20 protein-coding genes are annotated in these 20,788 nt (G+C 68.7%); 15 read left to right on the top strand and 5 right to left on the bottom strand.

The annotated features are described in order from the left end of the window. The first annotated feature begins 34 nt into the window (after positions 1-34). From glyS to AC3WL8_RS09405, 6 genes are all read left to right on the top strand, one after another. The gene (glyS, locus tag AC3WL8_RS09430) at positions 35-2,158 is read left to right on the top strand and encodes a glycine--tRNA ligase subunit beta (RefSeq protein WP_035824590.1); all 2,124 of its coding nucleotides are present in this window, start codon (positions 35-37) and stop codon (positions 2,156-2,158) included. A 21-nt stretch (positions 2,159-2,179) separates the two neighbouring features. Beyond that, the gene (gmhB, locus tag AC3WL8_RS09425) at positions 2,180-2,767 is read left to right on the top strand and encodes a D-glycero-beta-D-manno-heptose 1,7-bisphosphate 7-phosphatase (protein WP_013955599.1); all 588 of its coding nucleotides are present in this window, start codon (positions 2,180-2,182) and stop codon (positions 2,765-2,767) included. Positions 2,768-2,801: 34 nt separating this feature from the next. Next, positions 2,802-3,566, top strand: a complete 765-nt coding sequence (locus AC3WL8_RS09420; protein WP_011614553.1) for a lysophospholipid acyltransferase family protein — start codon at positions 2,802-2,804, stop codon at positions 3,564-3,566. Beyond that, complete coding sequence (locus AC3WL8_RS09415; RefSeq protein ID WP_013955598.1) at positions 3,563-4,414, top strand: M48 family metallopeptidase; 852 nt, start codon at positions 3,563-3,565, stop codon at positions 4,412-4,414. The genes AC3WL8_RS09420 and AC3WL8_RS09415 overlap by 4 nt, the downstream gene beginning before the upstream one ends. Before the next feature lie 83 nt (positions 4,415-4,497). Beyond that, positions 4,498-4,905, top strand: a complete 408-nt coding sequence (gene gloA, locus AC3WL8_RS09410; RefSeq protein ID WP_013955597.1) for a lactoylglutathione lyase — start codon at positions 4,498-4,500, stop codon at positions 4,903-4,905. A 12-nt stretch (positions 4,906-4,917) separates the two neighbouring features. Further along, positions 4,918-5,823 (top strand): DMT family transporter, encoded by a 906-nt coding sequence (locus AC3WL8_RS09405; protein WP_035824599.1) that lies wholly within the window; start codon positions 4,918-4,920, stop codon positions 5,821-5,823. Positions 5,824-5,875: 52 nt separating this feature from the next. Here the strand turns inward: AC3WL8_RS09405 and trpS are convergent, their stop codons facing one another. The 5 genes from trpS to AC3WL8_RS09380 form a co-directional block, all read right to left on the bottom strand. Continuing rightward, positions 5,876-6,910 (bottom strand): tryptophan--tRNA ligase, encoded by a 1,035-nt coding sequence (trpS, locus tag AC3WL8_RS09400; RefSeq protein ID WP_013955595.1) that lies wholly within the window; start codon positions 6,908-6,910, stop codon positions 5,876-5,878. 63 nt (positions 6,911-6,973) lie between these two features. Next, on the bottom strand, positions 6,974-7,816 hold the full coding sequence (rsmA, locus tag AC3WL8_RS09395) for a 16S rRNA (adenine(1518)-N(6)/adenine(1519)-N(6))-dimethyltransferase RsmA (protein WP_035824601.1): 843 nt from the start codon (positions 7,814-7,816) through the stop codon (positions 6,974-6,976). 17 nt (positions 7,817-7,833) lie between these two features. Next, positions 7,834-8,937 (bottom strand): 4-hydroxythreonine-4-phosphate dehydrogenase PdxA, encoded by a 1,104-nt coding sequence (gene pdxA, locus AC3WL8_RS09390; protein WP_013955593.1) that lies wholly within the window; start codon positions 8,935-8,937, stop codon positions 7,834-7,836. A 28-nt stretch (positions 8,938-8,965) separates the two neighbouring features. Continuing rightward, positions 8,966-10,441 (bottom strand): peptidylprolyl isomerase, encoded by a 1,476-nt coding sequence (locus AC3WL8_RS09385; protein ID WP_492378180.1) that lies wholly within the window; start codon positions 10,439-10,441, stop codon positions 8,966-8,968. A gap of 9 nt (positions 10,442-10,450) precedes the next feature. Beyond that, the gene (locus AC3WL8_RS09380; RefSeq protein WP_492378179.1) at positions 10,451-12,892 is read right to left on the bottom strand and encodes an LPS-assembly protein LptD; all 2,442 of its coding nucleotides are present in this window, start codon (positions 12,890-12,892) and stop codon (positions 10,451-10,453) included. A gap of 210 nt (positions 12,893-13,102) precedes the next feature. On the opposite strand from AC3WL8_RS09380, the gene AC3WL8_RS09375 reads away from it, so the two are divergent. From AC3WL8_RS09375 to AC3WL8_RS09335, 9 genes are all read left to right on the top strand, one after another. Beyond that, positions 13,103-14,137 (top strand): aminoglycoside phosphotransferase family protein, encoded by a 1,035-nt coding sequence (locus AC3WL8_RS09375; RefSeq protein ID WP_211980722.1) that lies wholly within the window; start codon positions 13,103-13,105, stop codon positions 14,135-14,137. A 4-nt stretch (positions 14,138-14,141) separates the two neighbouring features. Then, on the top strand, positions 14,142-14,945 hold the full coding sequence (locus AC3WL8_RS09370; protein WP_211980721.1) for an AzlC family ABC transporter permease: 804 nt from the start codon (positions 14,142-14,144) through the stop codon (positions 14,943-14,945). Further along, positions 14,942-15,265, top strand: coding sequence for an AzlD domain-containing protein (locus tag AC3WL8_RS09365; RefSeq protein ID WP_010813881.1), 324 nt, complete (start codon positions 14,942-14,944; stop codon positions 15,263-15,265). The genes AC3WL8_RS09370 and AC3WL8_RS09365 overlap by 4 nt, the downstream gene beginning before the upstream one ends. Continuing rightward, entirely contained in the window at positions 15,265-16,008 is a 744-nt protein-coding gene (murU, locus tag AC3WL8_RS09360) for an N-acetylmuramate alpha-1-phosphate uridylyltransferase MurU (RefSeq protein WP_013955588.1), read from the top strand. Before AC3WL8_RS09365 ends, murU begins: the two co-directional genes overlap by 1 nt. 96 nt (positions 16,009-16,104) lie before the next feature. Then, the gene (locus AC3WL8_RS09355) at positions 16,105-17,508 is read left to right on the top strand and encodes an aminopeptidase P N-terminal domain-containing protein (protein WP_492378178.1); all 1,404 of its coding nucleotides are present in this window, start codon (positions 16,105-16,107) and stop codon (positions 17,506-17,508) included. After that, positions 17,505-17,984 carry a hypothetical protein gene (locus AC3WL8_RS09350; RefSeq protein WP_492378177.1) on the top strand — a complete coding sequence of 160 codons (480 nt, stop codon included), beginning with the start codon at positions 17,505-17,507 and terminating at the stop codon, positions 17,982-17,984. Before AC3WL8_RS09355 ends, AC3WL8_RS09350 begins: the two co-directional genes overlap by 4 nt. Then, positions 17,965-19,203 carry a UbiH/UbiF/VisC/COQ6 family ubiquinone biosynthesis hydroxylase gene (locus AC3WL8_RS09345; protein ID WP_492378185.1) on the top strand — a complete coding sequence of 413 codons (1,239 nt, stop codon included), beginning with the start codon at positions 17,965-17,967 and terminating at the stop codon, positions 19,201-19,203. The genes AC3WL8_RS09350 and AC3WL8_RS09345 overlap by 20 nt, the downstream gene beginning before the upstream one ends. Positions 19,204-19,488: 285 nt before the next feature. After that, the gene (gene dusB / locus AC3WL8_RS09340; protein WP_013955584.1) at positions 19,489-20,550 is read left to right on the top strand and encodes a tRNA dihydrouridine synthase DusB; all 1,062 of its coding nucleotides are present in this window, start codon (positions 19,489-19,491) and stop codon (positions 20,548-20,550) included. Next, on the top strand, positions 20,547-20,780 hold the full coding sequence (locus tag AC3WL8_RS09335; protein WP_010813887.1) for a Fis family transcriptional regulator: 234 nt from the start codon (positions 20,547-20,549) through the stop codon (positions 20,778-20,780). The genes dusB and AC3WL8_RS09335 overlap by 4 nt, the downstream gene beginning before the upstream one ends. Positions 20,781-20,788: the final 8 nt, after the last annotated feature.

Here is a 20,788-nt window from a genome sequence, read left to right as displayed (position 1 = left end):
AGCGGCGCGCGCTACAACTTGCTGGATACGATTCATGTCGCAACCCATGACCGACTCGCTGCTGATCGAACTGTTCACCGAAGAACTGCCACCCAAGGCGCTGGGGCGCCTGGGCGACGCCTTCGCGCAGGGCCTGTTCGCCGGCCTGGGCGAGCGCGACCTGCTTGAACCGGGCGCCACCGTGACGCCGTTCGCCACCCCGCGCCGCCTGGCCGCGCTGGTGTCGGGCGTGCGCCGCAGCGCGCCGGACCGCGAGCAGCGCGAGAAGGTCCTGCCGCTGTCGGTGGCGCTGGACGCCAACGGCGAGCCCACCGCGCCGCTGGCCAAGAAGCTGGCCGCGCTGGCCAAGTCGGTCGGCGTCGCCGAGATCGACTGGCAGTCGCTGGAGCGCGCCTCCGACGGCAAGGCCGAGGCCTTCTTCTACCGCTATACCGCACGCGGCGCCGAACTGGCTGCCGCGGTGCAGGCAGCGCTGGAAGACACCATTGCGAAGCTGCCGATCCCCAAGGTCATGAGCTACCAGCGCCCGGACGGCAGCACGGTGCATTTCGTGCGCCCGGCGCACAGCCTGATCGCGCTGTTCGGCGCCGAGATCCTGCCGGTGACGCTTCTGGGGCTGCAGGCCAGCAACCTGACCCAGGGCCACCGCTTCCTGTCCCACGGCAGGATCGAGATCGCGCATGCCAACGACTATGCGCAGCAGTTGGAGTCCGCCGGCCACGTGGTGGCCAGCTATGCCGAGCGCCGCGAGCGCATGCGCGCCGCGCTGCTCAAGGAAGCCGGCGCCGACCAGGTGATCATGCCCGAGTCGCTGCTCGATGAAGTCAACTCGCTGGTGGAATGGCCGGTGGTTTATGCCTGCCATTTCGAGGAAGCCTTCCTGGCGGTGCCGCAGGAATGCCTGATCCTGACCATGCAGACCAACCAGAAGTACTTTGCGCTGACCGATGCCGACGGCCACCTGCGCAACCGCTTCCTGATCGTGTCGAACCTGGCCACCGAGACGCCGCAGTCGATCATCACCGGCAACGAGCGCGTGGTGCGCCCGCGCCTGGCCGATGCCAAGTTCTTCTTCGACCAGGACCGCAAGAAGACGCTGGCATCGCGCGTGCCGCAACTGGCCAGCGTGGTCTACCACAACAAGATCGGCACCCAGCTGGACCGCGTGCAGCGCCTGCAGCAGATCGCCGGCCATATCGCCGATGCGCTCAACGACAGCGGCGTGCCCACCGACAAGGCCGCCGCGATGCGCGGCGCTGAACTGGCCAAGGCCGACCTGCTGACCGACATGGTCGGCGAGTTCCCCGAGCTGCAGGGCACCATGGGCACGTACTACGCCCGTCACGATGACGAGGCCGAAGACGTAGCACTGGCCTGCTCCGAACACTACCGTCCGCGCTTTGCCGGCGATGCGCTGCCCGCAGGCGCGGTCAGCACCGCCGTGGCGCTGGCCGACAAGCTCGAGACCCTGGTCGGGATCTGGGGCATCGGCCTGCAGCCCACCGGCGAGAAGGACCCGTTCGCGCTGCGCCGCCATGCGCTTGGCATCCTGCGCATGCTGATCGAAAAGCCGCTGGCGCTGTCGCTGTCGTCGCTGCTGGCGCTGACGCAGCACGCCTTTGCCGGCATCGCTGCAGTCAAGCCGGCACCCGAGGCAATCGCCGACTTCCTGTACGACCGCGTGCGCGGCTACCTGAAGGACAAGGGCTACACCACCAACGAAGTCGAGGCCGTGGTCAGCCTGCGCCCGGACCAGCTGCATGACATCCTGGGCCGCATGGAGGCAGTGCGCACCTTTGCCGCGCTGCCCGAGGCCGAGGCCCTGGCCGCCGCCAACAAGCGCATCACCAACATCCTGCGCAAGAACACCGAGCCGGTCGGCGCGGTCGATCCGGCGCTGTTCCAGGAAGAGGCAGAAGGCGCGCTGCACGCCGCCATCGAGCGCGTGCGCCCGGCCGTGGAAGCAGCCTTCGCCAGCGGCGATTTCACCGCCGCGCTGCGCGACCTGGCCCAGCTACGCGATGCCGTCGACCGCTTCTTCAATGATGTGATGGTGATGGCCGAGGACGCGCAGCTGCGCGCCAACCGCCTGGCGCTGCTGGCTTCGCTGCATGCGATGGCCAACCGCGTGGCCGACATCTCCAAGCTGGCCGCCTGATCTCAGCCACCGGAGCCGCACATGCCACAGACGCCGCCCAAGTTTGTCATCCTGGACCGCGACGGGGTGGTCAACCTCGACAGCGACCAGTTCATCAAGACGCCCGATGAATGGGTGCCGATCGACGGCAGCCTGGAGGCCATCGCCGCGCTGAACCAGGCCGGCTACCGCGTGATCCTCGCCAGCAACCAGTCCGGCATCGGCCGCGGGCTGTTCGAGATGAGCGCGCTCAACGCCATGCACGAGAAGATGCACACGTTGCTCGCGCGCCTGGGCGGGCGCGTCGACGCGGTGTTCTTCTGCCCGCATACCGCCGCGGACGGTTGCGACTGCCGCAAGCCCAAGCCGGGCATGCTGGAGCAGATCAGCGAGCGCTTCGGCATCGAGCTCCGCGGCGTGCCCATCGTTGGCGATTCGTTGCGCGACCTGGAAGCCGGCGTGGCGGTTGGCTGCGCGCCGCACCTGGTGCGCAGCGGCAAAGGCCAGAAGACCTTCGACCAGGGTGGCCTGCCGCCGGGCACGCAGGTACACGACGACCTGCGCGCGTTTGCACGCTGGCTGACCGGCAACGGCGGCGCACAGCGCCCGCCCGCTCATAGCGCCGGCTGACCGCCCGCATCCATTCCCTATTCGCGCCCCCCGCATGACGTTTCTTCGTTCCCTGTTGTTTGCGCTGTACCTGCTGGTGCTGACGCCACCCTACGCCTGCGCCTGCTTCCTGGTGTTCCCGTTCATGAATGCCGACCAGCGCTTCCGCTTCGTGCGCGGCTGGCCCCTGCTGGTGATCTGGGCCGCGCGCGGCATCTGCGGCATCCAGTACCGCATCGAAGGCCATGAGCATATGGACGTGATGCTCGACAAGCCGGTGGTGCTGCTGTCCAAGCACCAGTCGGCCTGGGAAACCGTGGCCTACGTGGCGCTGATGCCCAAGCCGCTGTGCTTCGTGTTCAAGCGCGAGCTGCTGCTGGTGCCGTTCTTCGGCTGGGCGCTGGGCATGCTGAAGATGGTCCATATCAACCGCAAGGAAGGCACCCGCGCTTTCGCCTCGGCCGCGCGCCAGGGCCGCGAGCGGCTGGCCGAAGGCGCCTGGATCATCATGTTCCCGGAAGGCACGCGCACGCCTTCGGGCCTGGAGAAGGCGCGCTACAAGAGCGGCGGCGCGCGCCTGGCGGTGGAAACCGGCGCCTGGGTGCTGCCGATGGCGGTCAACTCGGGCCGGGTGTGGCCGCGCAATTCGTTCCTGAAGCACCCGGGCATGGTGACGATCTCGGTCGGCCCGGCAATCGCCTCGGCCAACAAGACCGCGGACCAGCTCAACCAGGAGGTGGCGGAATGGATCGAGCGCGACATGCGCCGCATCGATCCGCAAAGCTACCGGAGCGCGGCTCCGGGCGGGCCCGCCGCATGAAGCTGCTGCGACCTGACGCCGACGGCGCGCAGCTGGAGCTGCCGCTGGCGGAGTCCGCCCAGGCGCCGCAGCCAGCCCCGCTTGCGCAGGAGCCCCCGCAGCAGCCCGCATGGCCGGTGCCGCAACCCAATGCTCGCCTGCTGCGCATCGGCGAACGGCCGCTGCATTACACGCTCAAGCGCTCGGCGCGCCGCACCATCGGCTTCACCATCGACGACCGCGGCCTGTCGATCACGGCGCCGCGCTGGGTCACGCTGGCGGACATCGAGTTGGCCATCCTGGAAAAACAGCGCTGGATCTTCAACAAGCTGGGCGAGTGGCGCCACCGCGAGTCGCGCCGCATCCTGCCCACGGTGCAATGGCGCGACGGCGCCAGCCTGCCCTTCCTGGGGCAGCCGCTGACGCTGTCGCTGGAGTCGCCGCTCGGCGCGCTGCTGTTCGATGCCGACCGCCGCGTGCTGCACCTGGCGCTGCCGGGCCATGCCGACGAGCAGCAGATCAAGGACCGTGTGCAGGGCTGGCTGCAGCAGCAGGCGCGCCGGCTGCTGGCCGAGCGGCTCGATATCTACGCCGACAAGCTGGGCGTGCGCCACACCGGCTTTGCGCTGACCTCGGCCGCCACGCGCTGGGGCAGCTGCACCGCCGACGGCAAGATCCGGCTGAACTGGCGCCTGATGCATTTCCCGCTGTCGATGATCGACTATGTCGCCGCGCACGAGCTGGCGCACCTGAAGGAAATGAACCACGGCCCGCGCTTCTGGCAGACCGTGGAATCGATCTTCCCCGAGTTCCGCGATGCGCGCGCGCAACTGCGGGCACACCCGCCCGAGCTGTTGCCGACCTTCTGAGCGGGCGGAAGCGGGCCGGTAGGTTTCGGCCAAACGCACTAAAATGGCGCCTTCCTATACCTAAAAAAGTTGAAGGCCCTCAAATGCGACTCCTCCACACCATGCTGCGCGTCGGCGACATGCAGCGCTCCATCGATTTCTACACGCGCGTGCTCGGCATGCAGCTGCTGCGCCAGAGCGACAACCCTGAATACAAGTACCGCCTCGCCTTTGTCGGCTACGGCCCCGAGAGCGAGACCGCGGTGCTGGAGCTGACCTACAACTACGGCGTCGACCAATATGACCTGGGCACGGCCTACGGCCATATCGCGCTGGAAACCGACGATGCCGCGGCCGCGTGCGAGCGCATCCGCACCGCCGGGGGCAAGGTTGTGCGCGAAGCCGGCCCGGTCAAGGGCGGCACCACCGTGATCGCCTTTGTCGAAGACCCGGACGGCTACAAGATCGAGCTGATCGAGCGCCATTCCACCCGCGACGCCAGCCGTCCCTGACGCACGCTCGCCATGAGCACGCAAAGCCTGGCCCGGCAGCCGCTCGACGGCTTCGCCGTGGGCCTGATGGTGGTGCTGTGCGCCGCCTGGGGCCTGCAGCAGGTGGTGATCAAGGTCACCGCGCCGCTGATGGGCGCGGTGCTGCAGGCGGGCGTGCGCTCGGCAGTGGCGGCGTTGCTGGTGTTCGGCTTTGCCGCCTGGCGCGGCACGCCGCTGTGGCGGCGCGACGGCACGCTGAACGCCGGCTTGCTGGCCGGGCTGCTGTTCGGCGCGGAGTTCTTCTGCATCTTCGTCGGGCTGGGCCACACCACCGCCTCGCGCATGGCGGTGTTCCTGTACACCGCGCCGATCTTCACCGCGCTGGGACTGCATTTCGTGGTGCTGGGCGAGCGGTTGCAAACCGGGCAATGGCTGGGCGTGGCACTCGCGTTCGCGGGCATGGCGCTGGCCTTTGCCGATGGCATTGCCGCGCCGTCGGCGCAGGGCAGCACGCTGCTGGGCGATGCGCTTGGCATCCTCGCCGGCGCACTGTGGGCCGCCACCACCGTGGTGGTGCGCGCCAGCCCGCTGGCCAGCGCCCCGGCCAGCAAGACCCTGCTGTACCAGTTGGGGGTATCCGCGGTGATGCTGCTGGCGATGGCGGTGGCCGCCGGCCAGACCGCAACCGTGCAGATCGACGGGGTGGTGCTGGCGAGCCTGTTCTACCAGTCAGTGCTGATCGCGTTTGCCAGCTACCTGACCTGGTTCTGGCTGCTGCGGCGCTACCTGGCGTCGCGGCTGTCGGTGTTTTCCTTCCTGACGCCGCTGTTCGGGGTCGCCTTCGGAGTGGTGCTGATGCACGACGCGGTGGGCCCGCGCTTTGCCGTGGCGGCACTCCTGGTGCTGGCCGGCATCGTGCTGGTCAATCGCCGCGCCTGAGCGGCGCGGCTAGCGTAATACGGCGGCGACCGGAGCCGCCGCTGCCTGACGCTCAGCGGCGTGCCTCGAACGAGAACATGCCGAGCGCGTCGCGCACTTCGTCCAGCGTCTGCTGGGTCAGTGCCCGCGCCTTCGCGGTGCCCTGGCGCAGGATGTCGAACACATAGTCCGGATCCTTGGCCAGTTCTTCACGGCGCGCGCGGATCGGGGCCAGCATGTCCTGCAGGACGCCCTCGACGCGGCGCTTGAGCACCATGTCGCCCAGGCCGCCCTTCTGGTAGTGCTCCTTCAGCGCCTTGACTTCCTCGGTGTTGGGGTCGAACGCATCCAGGTAGGTGAACACCACGTTGCCCTCGACCTGGCCCGGGTCCGACACGCGCAGGTGATTGGGGTCGGTGTACATGCTGTGCACGGCGGCCTTGATCTGCTCGGGCGAGGCCCCCAGCGCGATCGCGTTGCCCAGCGACTTGCTCATCTTGGCCTTGCCGTCCACGCCAGGCAGGCGGCCGAACTCGGGGATCAGGGCCTTGCATTCGGGCAGCACTTCGCGGCCGACCTGGTGGTTGATGCGGCGCACGATCTCGTTGGTCTGCTCGATCAGCGGCGCCTGGTCTTCGCCCACCGGCACCACATGGGCCTTGAAGGCGGTGATGTCCGCGGCCTGCGATGCCGGGTAGCACAGGAAGCCCGCCGGGATGTCGCGGCCAAAGCCACGCGCCTGGATCTCTTCCTTGATGGTCGGGTTACGCTCAAGCCGCGCCACCGTGACAAAGTTCAGGTACATCAGCGTCAGCTCGGCCAGCGCCGGCAGGTGCGACTGCACGGTGATGGTGGTCTTGGCCGGGTCGATGCCCACTGCCAGATAGTCCAGCGCCACTTCCAGCACGTTGCGGCGCACCTTGTCGGGATCGTGCGCGTTGTCGGTCATGGCCTGGGTGTCGGCCAGCAGCACGTATTGCTCATGCGAGTCCTGCAGCACCACGCGGCTCTTCAGCGAGCCGACATAGTGGCCAAGGTGCAGCGGGCCGGTGGGACGGTCGCCGGTCAGGATCACGGGACGCCGGTTGGTTTGGGTCTGGGCTGTCATGGGACGGTCTTGCACGAAATAGTCGCGGGAAATTCGGGATTCGGGAATCGGGTTGCGCGGACCTCAGGCGGCCTGTCCGGCCTGGCCGGATGGCGTACCACCCAGGCGCCGGGCCAGTTCGACATACTCGCCAACGGGCACTTCCTCGGCGCGGCGGCCAAGGTCGAAGCCCATCGCATCGAAGTCGACCTGGTCGCGCAGGAACGAGAGCGTGTTGCGCAGCACCTTGCGCCGCTGCGAGAACGCCGCGGTGACCACGTCGCCCAGCACGGTGATGTCGCAATCGGCATGCGGCGAACGCAGCCGGCCATCGAGGTGGCGCGGCCAGGGGATCATACGCACCACGGCGGAATCGACCTTGGGCGGCGGGTTGAAGCTGCCCGGCGGCACGTCGAGCACATGCTCCATGTAGTAGCGGACCTGCAGCATGATCGACAGCCGGCCGAAGGCCTTGCTGCCGGGCTCGGCCACCATGCGCTCCACCACTTCCTTCTGCAGCATGAAGTGCTGGTCGCGCACCTGGTCGGCGAAGTCCATCAGGTGGAACAGCAGCGGGCTGGAAATGTTGTACGGCAGGTTGCCGACGATGCGCAGCGGCCGCCCCGGCACCTCCAGCTTGCCGAAGTCGAAGTCCAGCGCGTCGCCGGCGTGGACCTGCAGACGCTCGCCGTAGCGGCGGCGCAGGCGCTCGACCAGGTCGCGGTCGAGTTCCACCACCTGCATCTGCGGGATCCGTTCGAGCAGCGGGGTGGTCAGCGCGCCCAGGCCGGGACCGATCTCGACCAGCACGTCGTCGGCCTGCGGGCTGATGGCATTGACGATGCCGTGGATGATGGTGTCGTCGACCAGGAAGTTCTGCCCGAATCGTTTGCGGGCCACATGGCCCTGGTGCACGTTTGAACGCATGGGTTATTCGTCCAGCTTCAGCATGGCGGCTGCGGGCCGGAATGGGTGTGGCCAGGATGGCTGCCCGTGGCACCGTTGCTGCCAGGGCGCCGGCCATTGGCGTGGCCGGCCATGATGACCGCACTGCGGATGGCCTCGATCATGCTGCCGTGTTCGGCCTGGCCGGTGCCGGCAAGGTCGAGCGCGGTGCCATGGTCCACCGAGGTGCGGATAAAGGGCAGCCCCAGCGTGATATTCACGCCGTGGCCGAAGGTGCCGTATTTCAGTGGCGCCAGCCCCTGGTCATGGTACATCGCCAGCACGCAGTCGGCATCGCGCAGGTGGCGCGGCTGGAACAGCGTGTCGGCCGGAAAGGGCCCGCGCGCGTCGATGCCGGCATCTTTTGCCTGCGCCAGCGCGGGCATGATGATGTCGATCTCTTCGCGGCCCATATGGCCGCTTTCGCCGGCGTGCGGGTTCAGGCCCGTGACCAGGATGCGCGGCCGCGAGATGCCGAAGTAGCGGCGCAGGTCGGCATCGATGATCGACAGCGTCTGCACCAGCAGCGGCACGGACAGCGCATCGGGCACCGCGCGCAGCGGCAGGTGGGTGGTGGCCAGCGCCACGCGCAGCATGGCCCCGTCGTGCGCGGGCTGCGGGCCGGCCAGCATCATCACCACGCGCGGCACGCGGGCGCTGTCGGCCAGGTATTCGGTATGGCCGGTGAAAGGCACGCCGGCGTCGTTGATGGTGCTCTTCTGCACCGGCGCCGTGATCATTGCGGCATACCGGGGCGCGGCCCTGCCGCGCGCGCGGCAGCCGCGGATGGCGGCATCGAGCAGCTTCAGCACATAGGGGCCGTTGCGCGCATCGAGCCGCCCGGCCTCGCACGCGACCGCCAGCGGGATGTCCTCGACGACCACGTCGCCGTCGGCAATGCGTCGCTCCCAGGCGTGCGTGGCGCCCAGCGCCGCGGCGCGATCGGCCAGCAGGCGGGCATCGCCCAGCACATGAAAGCGGTATTGCCCGCCACCGACGCCATTGTTGGCGCCCGCCAGCTGCAGCAACGCCCCGATGGTGATATCGGGACCGATGCCGGCGGGTTCTCCGGTCGAGATGGCTAGGGCTAGCGGGTCGGGCATGTCAGGTCAGCGGATCGGGGCCGGCGCTTCAGCGCTGCCGGTTGATCCGGTACTCCACATACGCCTGCGAACGCAGCTGGCGCACCCAGTCATCATAGGCTGCTCGCAGCTTCTGTTCGCGGACTTCGGCACGGGCGAAGTCGCGCTGCTTCTCGGGCGACATCTCGGTCTCGCGCCGGTTGAGCACCTGGATCAGGTGCACGCCGAACTGCGTGACCACCGGCTCCGAGATCTCGTTCGGGCGCAGGCGGCTCATGGCCTGCTCGAACTCGGGCACTAGCTCGCCCGGCGACACCCAGCCGAGGTCGCCGCCGTTCTGCGCCGAGCCGTCCTGCGAGAAGCGCTTGGCCGCGTCCGCAAAATCGCCGCCGTGGGTGATGCGGTCGCGCAGCGTGCCGAGCTGGCGGCGCGCCTCGGCCTCGGGCATGTTGGGGCCGGTGCGGATCAGGATGTGGCGCACCTGGGTCTGGGTGATCTTCGAGGCGGCGGCCGGACTCGATGCCGGCGCCGCGCGCTTGGCCACCAGCTTGACCACATGGAAGCCCGCAGCACTTTCCACCACCTGCGGCGCCACTGCGCCAGCCTGCAGGTCGACCACGGCGTTGGCGAACTGTACCGGCAGGCGGCCGATCTCGCGGAAGCCCATGGCACCGCCCTGGGCCGCCTCGGCGCCCTCGGAATTGGCCTGCGCCAGCTGCGCGAAGTCGGCGCCGCCCTGGGCCTGCTTGAGCAGCCCTTCGGCCTTGGCGCGCTGCGCCTGCTTCTGTGCGTCCGAGGCATTCTCGGGCACGCGCACGAGGATCTGCGCCACGTTGTATTCGGTCGGGCCGCGGGCGGCGCCCTGGCCGCCGCGGGCCGCCAGGTAGTTGTCGATCTCGCCGTCGTAGACCTGCACCTTGGAGTCGACCTCGCGCTCGCGCAGGCGGATCACCTGCACCTGCTTGCGCAGCTCCTCGCGGTACTTGGTCCAGGTCATGCCGCTGGCCTCGACGCGGCGACGCAGCTCGGTCGCGTTCAGCCGGTTCTGCTGCGCCACCGATTCAATGGCGCGGTCGATTTCCTGGTCGGTCACGCGGATGCCGGCATCCTGTGCGGCCTGGGCCTGCACGCGCTCCATGACCAGGCGCTCGAGCACCTCGCCCAACAGGTCGGCGCGCGCGGGCACCGGGCGGCCGGCGGTACGCAGCTGGCCTTCGATTTCGTCGGCACGGTCGAGCAGCTCACGCCGCGTGATCACGCTGTTGTTGACGACCGCGACCACTTCGTCGACCAGTTGCGAACGCTTCTGGCCCCCGGCCGGCGGCACGCCCAGCTTGGGCTGGCTCGAAGGCGCCGCGACGTCAGACGCCTGCGGCACGAAGATGCCGCTGGAGCGCGGCGCCGTCCCGGGCGCCTTGAGCTGCGCGGCAGCCGGCACCGCCATGGCGGCCAGCACGGCCGGCAGCAGCAAGCGGTGCCAGGACGTCAGGAGAAAGGAAAACACGGCGAATTCTTGACGTTTCATCGTAATCCGTCATTCATAGTGATCGAACTGGGTCGTCGGCACCGGCTTGGCCGATACGGGCTCATAGCCCGGTACGTTCAGGCGCAGGATGTTCAACGGGTTGGAACCGATCTTGGAAAGGCCACGGAACTCCACCTGCAGGAAGACCCGCCCGGTGTAGCCATTCGTGGTGTTGCGGAAGCGCTGGTAGACCACGCGGCCAACCCAGCAGTCGGCGGCGTACTCGACACCGGCCAGCGCGTCGACCATCTGGCTCGCGGTCAGGTCGAAGGCAAAGCGTGCGATGCCATAGGCACGGCGCGTGATCGGCCACTGGCTCGACACCTCGAACTGGTCGATCGCGGTGTTGTCGGTCACCGAGGTCGGGCGGCGGTAGCGATAGCCTGCGTTAATCACCTTGCGCGACTCGGGCCGGTAAGAGAGCGCCACGTTGCCGTAGTTGATCCGGTCGCTGTCCGGGTTGTACTGCACGCCAGCGTCCAGGTAATAGCCGCGGAACATCTGGATGGTGGTGGCCGCCAGCAGGTCCGAGAAACCCGCCTTGGGATCCGCCAGCGTGCTGTTGATCTGCACGCGCTGGCCGGTGAAGTCGTAGCGCTGCGCGATGGTGCCGCGGAAGCGCTCGATGCCGGTGTCGGCTTCGATCAGGCGCGTGGTCAGGCCGCCGGTCAGCTTGTTGTTGTCGGCAATGCGGTCGTAGCCGGTGAACGGGTTCTCGCTGAAGATCTGCCCGTAGCCGAAGTCGGACTGCACCGTGTCGAACAGCGGGAACTGGCTCTGGTCGCGGAACGGGGTGTACACATAGAACAGCCGCGGCTCGAGCGTCTGCACATAATTCACGCCAAACAGGCGGCTGACCGTCGGTGCCTCGCGCTCGAACGTCATGCCCGAATCCAGGCTCATGGTCGGCAGCACGCGCGAGAAGTTATTCTGCGCCGTAGGCGTACTCGAGGCCGCCTCCATCTGGTACTGCGTCGCGTTGAAGGTGACCTTCGGCGTCACGTACCAGCCCGCCCGCACGATCGGGTAGCTGATGCTCGGCTGGATAAACATGCGCTCGCCCTGCGGCTGCTGGAGGCCGGTGGACGTCAGCGGAATGCGGAAGCGCGTGTAGTCCGCTTCCACCTGCACGTCGAAGCCGCCCAGGTCATAGCGGATGTACTTGCCGTTGAGCTGCGGCACGCGCTCGTACGACGGCTCGCTAGGGCGCAGCGTCTGGAACTTCTGCACCCGCGCCAGCACCGTGAAATCCTGCCAGTTGTAGGTAACGCCGCCTTCCTGCGCGTACTGGCGCAGCGTAGATTGCGCCACGCTGCGGTTGAAGTCGTCCGGATACTGATCGTCCGACACCCGGTTCAGATTCAGGTAGGCGTTGAGACCCTTGGCCAGGTTCTGGTTGTGCTGGAACGAGTAGGCCCAGCGGTCTGAATTGGTTTTCTTGTCGTCGGGCAGAAACTCGGCGCGCAGGCGCCCGTTGTAGCCCTGTCCAAGGTAACGGTACTCACCGCCGAGCTGCAGGCCGCGCTCTGTCATCAGACGCGGATAGATGGTCAGGTCGCGGTTCGGCGCAATGTTGACGTAGTACGGCGTGGTCAGGTCGAAGCCCGAACGCGAGCTGTAGCCCATCAGCGGCGCCAGGAACCCGCTGCGGCGTTCGTCGTTCAGCGGAAAGCTGAAAGCCGGCGCCGCCGCGATCGGCACGCCGAAGAAGTTCAGCACGCCGCCGTAGGCCACGCCCACCTGGCGGTCGTTGTCCAGGTCGATCCGGTTCGCGCTGAAGTACCAGTCGGCGTTGTCGGGCGAGCAGGTGGTGTACGACGCGTGCCTGGCGGTGCTCCGATCCTTGTCCAGGAAGTCGATGCGCTCGGCCTTGCCCGTGCCGCCGGTCTGCTGGAAATAATAGTCCGGCGACAGCATGTAACCTTCGTTGGCCTCGACTTTCATCCGCGCCTCGGGGCCGACCGCCAGCGTGCCGCTGCGCGACATCCGTACATTGCCCTGCGCGAAGGCTTCGTCGGTGTCCTGGTCGTAGGTCAGCTTGTCGCCCTTGATCGCACCGCCGTCACGGCGCAGCTCGGCATGGCCTTCCAGCTCGACGCCACGCTCGCTGTAGCCGGTCATGCGGTCGGCCTCGATAAAGGTCGGGCCGCCGGGGCCGGCGTCTGACTGTTTGCCGGGTTCGGCAAGCCGCGGCACCAGTTCGCCGGACTCCACCGGAAGCGGCGGCGCTTTCGGCGCGGCTTCGAACACCGGCTCGACCTGGTCGAGATCGGGGATCGCCGAACCGGACATCTGGGCGTGTGCGCCGGCCGACAGGCTGGCCATGGCCAGCACCAGCGGCCGCAGCGCGCCCGCGTGCAGGCCGCCGGCGCGCCTGGCTCGGGCAGGAACGCTGGTTGGGGCAGGCGAAGGCAAGGCCCTGTTGTTCGGTGATCGTTGTTGTTCGGTCATTCGCACGGGTTGTCAGTCTCGGCGTCGGCTGCGGCCCGCCTGCAAGCCGCCAGCCCCTGCCGGAGCAGGCTGCGGGGCACCGAATGGCCCCTCCCGGGGGCCACCCGGCGCCCGGGTCTGGTCGGGTATTATACGGGGCAACCTAGGGTCCCCTTCCCGCTTACTTTCGGTTTCATTTCCACTCTGCGCCCGTTCCCCACACGTATCTGTATGGCAGCTCTCTCCCACGACCCGCGCCTGGACCAGCTCAAGGCCTGGGTATCCGGACTCGGCCCGGCATGGTCCGCCGATCCCGATTCCTGCGCCCCCGCCTCGGCCGACGCCAGCTTCCGGCGCTATTTCCGCGTCAGCACCGGCCATCCGGCGCATCCCACCGCCATCGTGATGGACGCCCCGCCGGCGCATGAGGACTGCCGCCCGTTCATCCATGTGTGCGGGCTGTTCGGCGCGGCCGGCGTGACCGTGCCGACCGTGCTGGCGCAGGACCTGGAGCAGGGCTTCCTGCTGCTGGCCGACCTCGGCAACCAGACCTACCTGTCGCGGCTCGATGATTCCACCGCCCACGGCATGTACGCCGACGCGGCCGCCGCGCTGATCCGCATCCAGGCCGCCACCCGCCCCGGCGAGCTGCCGGCCTACGACCGCGCGCTGCTGCAGCGCGAGCTCGACCTGTTCCCGCAGTGGTATGTGGCCAAGCACCTGGGAGCCAGCCTGACCGACGCCCAGCAGGCTGACCTGCGCGAAGTGACTGAAACGCTACTCGTCAATAATCTTGCGCAGCCGCAGGTCTACGTGCACCGCGATTTCCACTCGCGCAACCTGATGGTGCTCGACGGCGGCGCCAACCCGGGCGTGCTCGACTTCCAGGACGCGGTGATCGGCCCGATCACCTACGACGCGGTCTCGCTGTGGCGCGACGCCTATATCGAATGGGACGAGGAGCAGCAGCTGGACTGGCTGATCCGCTACTGGGAGCGCGCGCGCAAGGCCGGGCTGCCGGTCAATGCCGACTTTGGCGAGTTCTATCGCGATTTTGAGTGGATGGGCCTGCAGCGCCACCTTAAGGTGCTGGGCATCTTCGCCCGCCTGTACCACCGCGACGGCAAGGACGGCTACCTGGCCAACCTGCCGCTGGTGATGAAGTACACCCGCCAGGTGGCCGGCCGCTACACCGAACTGCGCAAGCTGATCCGGCTGCTGGACGCGCTCGAAGGCGTGGCCAGCCCCGCCGGCTACACGTTCTGACGCCGTGCCCGACAACGAGCCGGTTCTGCCCGACCACCACGCGCCCGCCATCACCGCCGCCGGCGAATGGCTGGCCGGCGCGCGCGCGCTCGCGCCGATGCTGCTGGGCGTGGTGCCGTTCGGCCTGATCTATGGCGTGCTGGCCGTCGGCGCCGGCATGCCGGCGTGGCTGGCCTGCGCGATGAGCGTGGTCGTGTTCGGCGGCGCCTCGCAGATGATCCTGACCCAGTTGTGGACCGCCGGCACCCCGGCAGTGGTGATCACGCTGACGGTGGCCATGGTCAACCTGCGCCACGCGCTGTATTCCGCCACCATCGCGCCCACGCTCGCGCACCTGCCGCGGCGCTGGAAGGCGCTAATCGCCTACCTGCTGACCGACGAAGCCTTTGCCGCGATGACGCACCGGCTTGGCGACAGCGGCCCGCGCGCCCGCTACCGCCACTGGTACTACTTCGGCGGCGGCTTCGCCCTGTGGGCCAGCTGGCAGCTGTCGACGCTGGCCGGCGTGCTGGTCGGCGCCCAGGTGCCGCGCGACTGGCCGCTCGATTTCTTCCTGCCGCTGACCTTCATCGGCATCATCGTGCCGGGCCTGAAGCACCGCTCGCACGTGGCCGCGGCGCTGGCCGCCAGCGTGCTGGCGGTGGCCTGCTACAGCCTGCCGCACAAGCTCGGTCTGATGGTGGCGGCGCTCGGCGGCATTGCCGTGGGCATGCTGGTGCTGGGCCGCGGCAACCGACCCGGGCCACGCCCGGCCAGCCGTGGCGCCGATGCCACGTCAGGCGGACCGGCCGGCAAGGGGGCCGCATGAGTGCGATGACCCTGCTGTGGGTCTTCCTTGCCGCGGGCCTGGCGACCTTCCTGATCCGCCTGTCGTTCATCGCCGTGGAAGGCCGCGTGCGGCTGCCGTCGTGGTTCCGCACCGCGCTGCAGTTCGTGCCGGCAGCGATGCTGTCGGCGCTGATCGCCCCTGACCTGCTGATGCAGCATGGCGAGCTTGCCCTCACCCCCGCCAACGCGCGGCTGGTGGCCGGCGTGGTGGCCATCCTGATCGCCGCTCGAACCCGCAGCGTGGGCTGGACCATCGCCGGTGGCATGGCCGCGCTGCTTGCCCTGGAGGCTCTGTTCTGATGAAGGCCATGATCTTCGCCGCCGGCCGCGGCGACCGCATGCGTCCGTTGACCGATACCTGCCCCAAGCCGCTGCTGGCGGTGGGCGGCAAGCCACTGATCGTCTGGAAGATCGAGGCGCTGGCGCGTGCCGGCCTGCGCGACATCGTCATCAACCATGCCTGGCTGGGCGCACAGATCGAAGCCGCGCTGGGAGACGGCAGCCGTTTCGGCGTGCGGCTGGCCTATTCTGCCGAGGGCACTGCGCTGGAAACCGCCGGCGGCATAGCACAGGCCCTGCCGCTGCTGTCCGCGCACCCGGAGCGCGGCGAGATCTTCCTGGCCGTGTCGGGCGACATTTTCTGCGACTACGACTTCCGCAGGCTGCTGCCTCGCGCGCACGACATGGCCGGCGCGCCCGCCCCGCGCATGCACCTGGTGATGGTGCCCAACCCGGATTTTCACCCGAATGGCGACTTCACCTTGGAACCGAACGGCCTGCTGACGCTCGACGGGACACTGGCCAACGGTGGCGAACGGCTGACATTCGGCAATATCGGCCTGTACGACACGCGCCTCTTCACCGCCATCGAACCTGGCACCAAAATGCCGATGACACCCTACTACTGGGAGGCCATCGAGGCTGGCGCTGCTACCGGCGAACGCTTCGACGGACGCTGGGAGAACGTGGGCACGCCGGCGCAGCTGGCCGAGCTGGATGCGGCGCTTGCGGCAGCAGCGCCTGTGGCGGCGCACGGGCGCTAAGTCGACTGACTGGGCAGGCTGCCCGGAAGATCCCGCGGCCAGCAAGGCGCCAGCGGCGGTAGAATCGCCCTGATCCTCCTCATCCCAGGCCCTACCATGTCCTCACCCGACAACGCCCTCCTCGCCGCCTGCCGCGACCGCCGCGCCCGTGTGCTGCAGCACCTGCGCGCCGGTGGCGGCGGCGTGGCGATCCTGCCCACGGCGCCGGAAGCCATGCGCAACCGCGACAGCGACTACCCGTACCGGCACGACAGCTATTTCTATTATCTGAGCGGCTTTACCGAGCCTGATGCCGTGCTGGTGCTGGTGGCCGGCGCGCCGGGCGACCCCGCCGATGCCGACCGCAGCATCCTGTTCTGCCGCCCCAAGCATGAAGAGCGCGAAATCTGGGACGGTTTCCGTTTCGGCCCGGAAGGCGCGCGCGCCGCCTTTGGCTTTGACGAAGCGCATTCGGTCGAAGAGATCGATGCCGCGCTGCCGCCGCTGCTGGCCAACCGCGCGCAGATTGCTTACCCGCTGGCCGACTCGACCCGCACCGACGTGCAGATGCGACGCTGGCTGGACGCCGTGCGCATGCAGGGCCGCGCCGGGGTGGCCGCGCCGTCGGTTGCGCTCGACATCCGCACCGTGCTCGATGAAATGCGCCTGTTCAAGGATGCGGGCGAACTGGCCACCATGCGCCGCGCGGCGCAGATCTCCGCCGGGGCCCATGTGCGCGCCATGCAGGCCACCCGCGCCGGGCTGCGCGAATACCACCTGGAAGCAGAACTGCTCTATGAATTCCGCCGCCATGGCGCGCAGAGCGTGGCCTATAACTCGATCGTCGCGGCCGGCCCCAACGCCTGCGTGCTGCACTACCGCGCCGGCCCCGCCGAACTGCGGGACGGCGACCTTTGCCTGATCGATGCCGGATGCGAGTTCGACGGCTACGCCTCGGACATCACCCGCACCTTCCCGGTCTCGGGCCGCTTCTCGCCGGCGCAGCGAGAGCTGTACGACCTGGTGGTGGCCGCGCAGGACGCCGCCATTGCCGAGACCCGCGCCGGCGTGCCCTACAACGTGCCGCATGACGCCGCCGTGCGCGTGCTGGCGCAGGGCATGCTCGATACCGGCCTGCTCGACCGCAACAAGGAAGGCACGCTCGACGACGTGCTGGCCAGCGGCAGCTACCGCCGCTTCTACATGCACCGCACCGGCCACTGGCTTGGCATGGATGTCCATGACGTGGGCGAATACCGCGTGGCCAGCCACGGCGGCGAGGGCGAGCGCCCGTGGCGGCCGCTGCAGCCGGGCATGGTGCTGACCATCGAGCCCGGCATCTATGTGCGCCCGGCCGAGGACGTGCCCGAGCGCTACTGGCATATCGGCATCCGCATCGAGGACGACGCCGTGGTCACCGACGGCGACTGCGAGCTGATCACGCGCGGCGTGCCGGTGCTGGCCGACGAGATCGAGGCGCTGATGCGCGATAACGCAAATGCTGCCGGAGGTCTGCGATGATCGGCTGGCTGCGCAGGATCTTTCCGGGCCAGGCCCGCAGCGGCAGCAATGCTGGCAGCACCCGCCGGCCCGATCCGTCCGAACCCTTCATCATCAACCTGTACGACGACCGCGTGGTGGTGCACCGCCCCGACGGCCAGCGCGAGGAAGTCGCCTGGGACGCGCTCGAGCGCGTGGTGGTGCGGGTGTCCGACCGCGCGCCCTGGGCCGGCACGGCCTGGCTGATCCTGATCGGCACGCCCGATTCGGGCCAGGGCTGCGTGGCGCCGCTCAATGCCGCCAACCATGTAGCACTGCTGGAGCAGCTGCGCGCACTGCCGGGTTTCAACCACCAGAAGCTCGAGAACGCGCTGCGCGACGCCGCGGCGGGCAAGTCGCGCTCGGATGCGATCTGCTGGAAGCGCGATACGGCAGCACAAGCGGAGGCGGATGCGGGTCATGCAGGAGGCAGCGACGATGCCGGCCGCGCAACCTGAATTCCACGGCCTTCGCGACATCGCCATCGTCGGCGGCGGCCCGGTCGGGCTGGCGCTGGCCTGCCAGCTGCTGCGCACGACCGGCTGGCGCCTGACGCTGGTCGATGCCGCCACCCCGGCGCGCGCCGCGCGCGATCCGCGCGCGATCGCGCTGTCGCATGGCAGCCGCCAGCTGCTGGAGCAGATCGGCGCCTGGCCGGTGCCCGGCAGCCCGATCGAGCACATCCATGTCTCGCAGCGCGGCCGCTTCGGCCATGTCCGGCTGCACCATGACGACTACGGCGTGCCGGCGCTCGGCTACGTGGTGCGCTACGGCGACTTGTGCGAGGCACTCGAGCGCGCGCTCGCCCATGCCGCGCAGGCGGCGGGCGAAGGCCGGCTGCAGCGCGTGTTCGAGACCCGCATCGACCAGATCGCACAGGATCCCGCGCCGCGCGCCGCGGACGACCCCGATGCCGGCACCGTGCAGCTGGCCGGCACCGGCCACGACGGCGAGGTGGCGCACCTGGCCGCACGCCTGGTGGTGCAGGCCGAGGGCGGGCTGTTCCACCAGCAGGCCGCCCACCAGGGCCGCGGCGCGCGCACGCGCGACTACCGCCAGACAGCGGTGATCGCCCATGTGACCTGCTCGCGCCCGCAGCCGGGCTGGGCCTGGGAGCGCTTTACCGAGGAAGGCCCGCTGGCGCTGCTGCCGCACGAGGAGCACGGCGTTTCGGGCTATGCGCTGGTGTGGTGCTGCCCGCCGGACCAGGCCGCGCGGCGCATCGCGTTGCCGGAAGCCGAGTTCGCGGCGGAACTGGGCCGGGCCTTTGGCGACCGCATGGGCCATTTCACGCTGGCCGGCAAGCGCCATGCCTTCCCGCTCGGCCTGAATGCCGCACCGGTGACCGTCAACGGCCGCGTGGCGGCGGTCGGCAATGCCGCGCAAACGCTGCACCCGGTGGCCGGCCAGGGGCTCAACCTGGGCCTGCGCGACGCCTTCGCGCTGGCCGATTCGCTGCGCAGCGCCTGCACGCCGCAGGCGCTGCAAGCCTTCGCCAGCCGCCACCGGTTCGACCGCGCCGTCACCATCGGCGTGACCGACCTGCTGCCGCGCGTGTTCGGCATCGCCTACCCGCTGGCCGCGCACGCGCGGGGCGCGTCGCTGGCCGCGTTGGCCTGCCTGCCGCCGCTGCGGCATGCGCTGGCGCGCCACATGATGTTTGGAATGCGCCACTGACCTCAGGCAGTGGCGCAAGCGGCACGCGCGTGGCGGCGTTTGCGCCACTGCCCCTGCCCGGATGCGCTCCGGATGCTCAAATCTTGGGCAATGGCGACGGTTTGGCGGTAGAATCCTGCCCTCGCACATGTCCCGATCCAACGCCGGCAGCAGTTTCGGCAGGGGCATGTTTTTCCGTTTCGTCTTCCGTCTCAGAGCAGGCCGTCCCGATCCCTTCCCTGGCGCCATCCGCGCCGCGAAGGCGCTACGGTCACCGGGACAGCCTCTCAGAACCGCCGCCCAATCGTGCAGATCGGACCTCACCAACTCCGCAACAACCTGTTTGTCGCCCCGATGGCGGGCGTGACGGACCGGCCCTTCCGCCAGCTGTGCAAGCAGCTCGGCGCAGGCTATGCGGTGTCGGAAATGGTGGCGTCCAACGCACAGCTGTGGAAGAGCGAGAAGACCATGCGCCGCGCCAACCATGCCGGCGAGGTCGAGCCCATCGCCGTGCAGATCGCCGGCGCCGAGCCGTCGATGATGGCCGAGGCCGCGCGCTACAACGTGGACCGCGGCGCGCAGATCATCGACATCAACATGGGCTGCCCGGCCAAGAAGGTGTGCAACGTCGCCGCCGGCTCGGCCCTGCTGCAGAACGAGCCGCTGGTGGTGCGCATCGTCCAGGCCGTGGTCGGCGCCGTGGGCGACCGGGTACCGGTCACGCTGAAGATCCGCACCGGCTGGAACCGCGAGAACCGCAATGCGCTGCGCATCGCGCACATGGTCGAGGACGCGGGCATCAGCATGCTGACCATCCACGGCCGCACCCGCGCCGACCTGTACCACGGCGACGCCGAGTACGAGACCATTGCCGCGGTCAAGGCAGCGGTCTCGATCCCGGTGGTCGCCAACGGCGACATCACCACGCCGCAGAAGGCAAAGCAAGTACTGGCGCTGACCGGCGCGGACGCGATCATGATCGGCCGCGCGGCGCAGGGCCGGCCTTGGCTGTTCCGTGAGATCGAGCACTTCCTGAAGACCGGCGAGATGCTGCCGTCGCCGGAAGTGGCCGAGATCCGCGCCATCATGAATGCGCACCTGGAAGACCACTACGACTTCTATGGCGAATTCACCGGCGTGCGCACCGCGCGCAAGCATATTGCCTGGTACACGCGCGGGCTGCGCGGCGCCAACCTGTTCCGCCACCGCATGAACACGCTGGAAAGCACCGCCGAACAACTGGCGGCGGTCAATGCGTTCTTCGACGAGCAGGCGCAGATCTCTGACCGGCTGGTGTACGTGGACGACGCAGCACAAGACCAAGACGAAGCGAACAACAACAAAAACGGGGAGTTGCTTGCCGCATGAGCCGCAACGCTATCGACCAGTGCATCCGGGAAAGCCTGGATACGTACTTTCGCGACCTGGACGGCGAAGAGCCGTCCAATATGTACAACATGGTGCTCGAGGCCGTCGAACGGCCGCTGCTGGAAGCCGTGATGGTGCGCGCCGAGCGCAACCAGTCGCTGGCGGCCGCCTACCTGGGCATCAATCGCAATACGCTGCGCAAAAAGCTGCAGCAGCACGGTTTACTTTGAATTTGAAG

It is taken from the genome of Cupriavidus sp. FW305-F7 (assembly GCF_058782875.1).
This window is presented reverse-complemented; position numbering and strand designations above follow the sequence as displayed.

Coding starts and splice junctions, on each gene's coding strand:
- glyS (WP_035824590.1), top strand. CDS start 35: ATGTCGCAACCCATGACCGACTCGCTGCTGATCGAACTGTTCACCGAA.
- gmhB (WP_013955599.1), top strand. CDS start 2,180: ATGCCACAGACGCCGCCCAAGTTTGTCATCCTGGACCGCGACGGGGTG.
- AC3WL8_RS09420 (WP_011614553.1), top strand. CDS start 2,802: ATGACGTTTCTTCGTTCCCTGTTGTTTGCGCTGTACCTGCTGGTGCTG.
- AC3WL8_RS09415 (WP_013955598.1), top strand. CDS start 3,563: ATGAAGCTGCTGCGACCTGACGCCGACGGCGCGCAGCTGGAGCTGCCG.
- gloA (WP_013955597.1), top strand. CDS start 4,498: ATGCGACTCCTCCACACCATGCTGCGCGTCGGCGACATGCAGCGCTCC.
- AC3WL8_RS09405 (WP_035824599.1), top strand. CDS start 4,918: ATGAGCACGCAAAGCCTGGCCCGGCAGCCGCTCGACGGCTTCGCCGTG.
- trpS (WP_013955595.1), bottom strand. CDS start 6,910: ATGACAGCCCAGACCCAAACCAACCGGCGTCCCGTGATCCTGACCGGC.
- rsmA (WP_035824601.1), bottom strand. CDS start 7,816: ATGCGTTCAAACGTGCACCAGGGCCATGTGGCCCGCAAACGATTCGGG.
- pdxA (WP_013955593.1), bottom strand. CDS start 8,937: ATGCCCGACCCGCTAGCCCTAGCCATCTCGACCGGAGAACCCGCCGGC.
- AC3WL8_RS09385 (WP_492378180.1), bottom strand. CDS start 10,441: ATGAAACGTCAAGAATTCGCCGTGTTTTCCTTTCTCCTGACGTCCTGG.
- AC3WL8_RS09380 (WP_492378179.1), bottom strand. CDS start 12,892: ATGACCGAACAACAACGATCACCGAACAACAGGGCCTTGCCTTCGCCT.
- AC3WL8_RS09375 (WP_211980722.1), top strand. CDS start 13,103: ATGGCAGCTCTCTCCCACGACCCGCGCCTGGACCAGCTCAAGGCCTGG.
- AC3WL8_RS09365 (WP_010813881.1), top strand. CDS start 14,942: ATGAGTGCGATGACCCTGCTGTGGGTCTTCCTTGCCGCGGGCCTGGCG.
- murU (WP_013955588.1), top strand. CDS start 15,265: ATGAAGGCCATGATCTTCGCCGCCGGCCGCGGCGACCGCATGCGTCCG.
- AC3WL8_RS09355 (WP_492378178.1), top strand. CDS start 16,105: ATGTCCTCACCCGACAACGCCCTCCTCGCCGCCTGCCGCGACCGCCGC.
- AC3WL8_RS09350 (WP_492378177.1), top strand. CDS start 17,505: ATGATCGGCTGGCTGCGCAGGATCTTTCCGGGCCAGGCCCGCAGCGGC.
- AC3WL8_RS09345 (WP_492378185.1), top strand. CDS start 17,965: ATGCCGGCCGCGCAACCTGAATTCCACGGCCTTCGCGACATCGCCATC.
- AC3WL8_RS09335 (WP_010813887.1), top strand. CDS start 20,547: ATGAGCCGCAACGCTATCGACCAGTGCATCCGGGAAAGCCTGGATACG.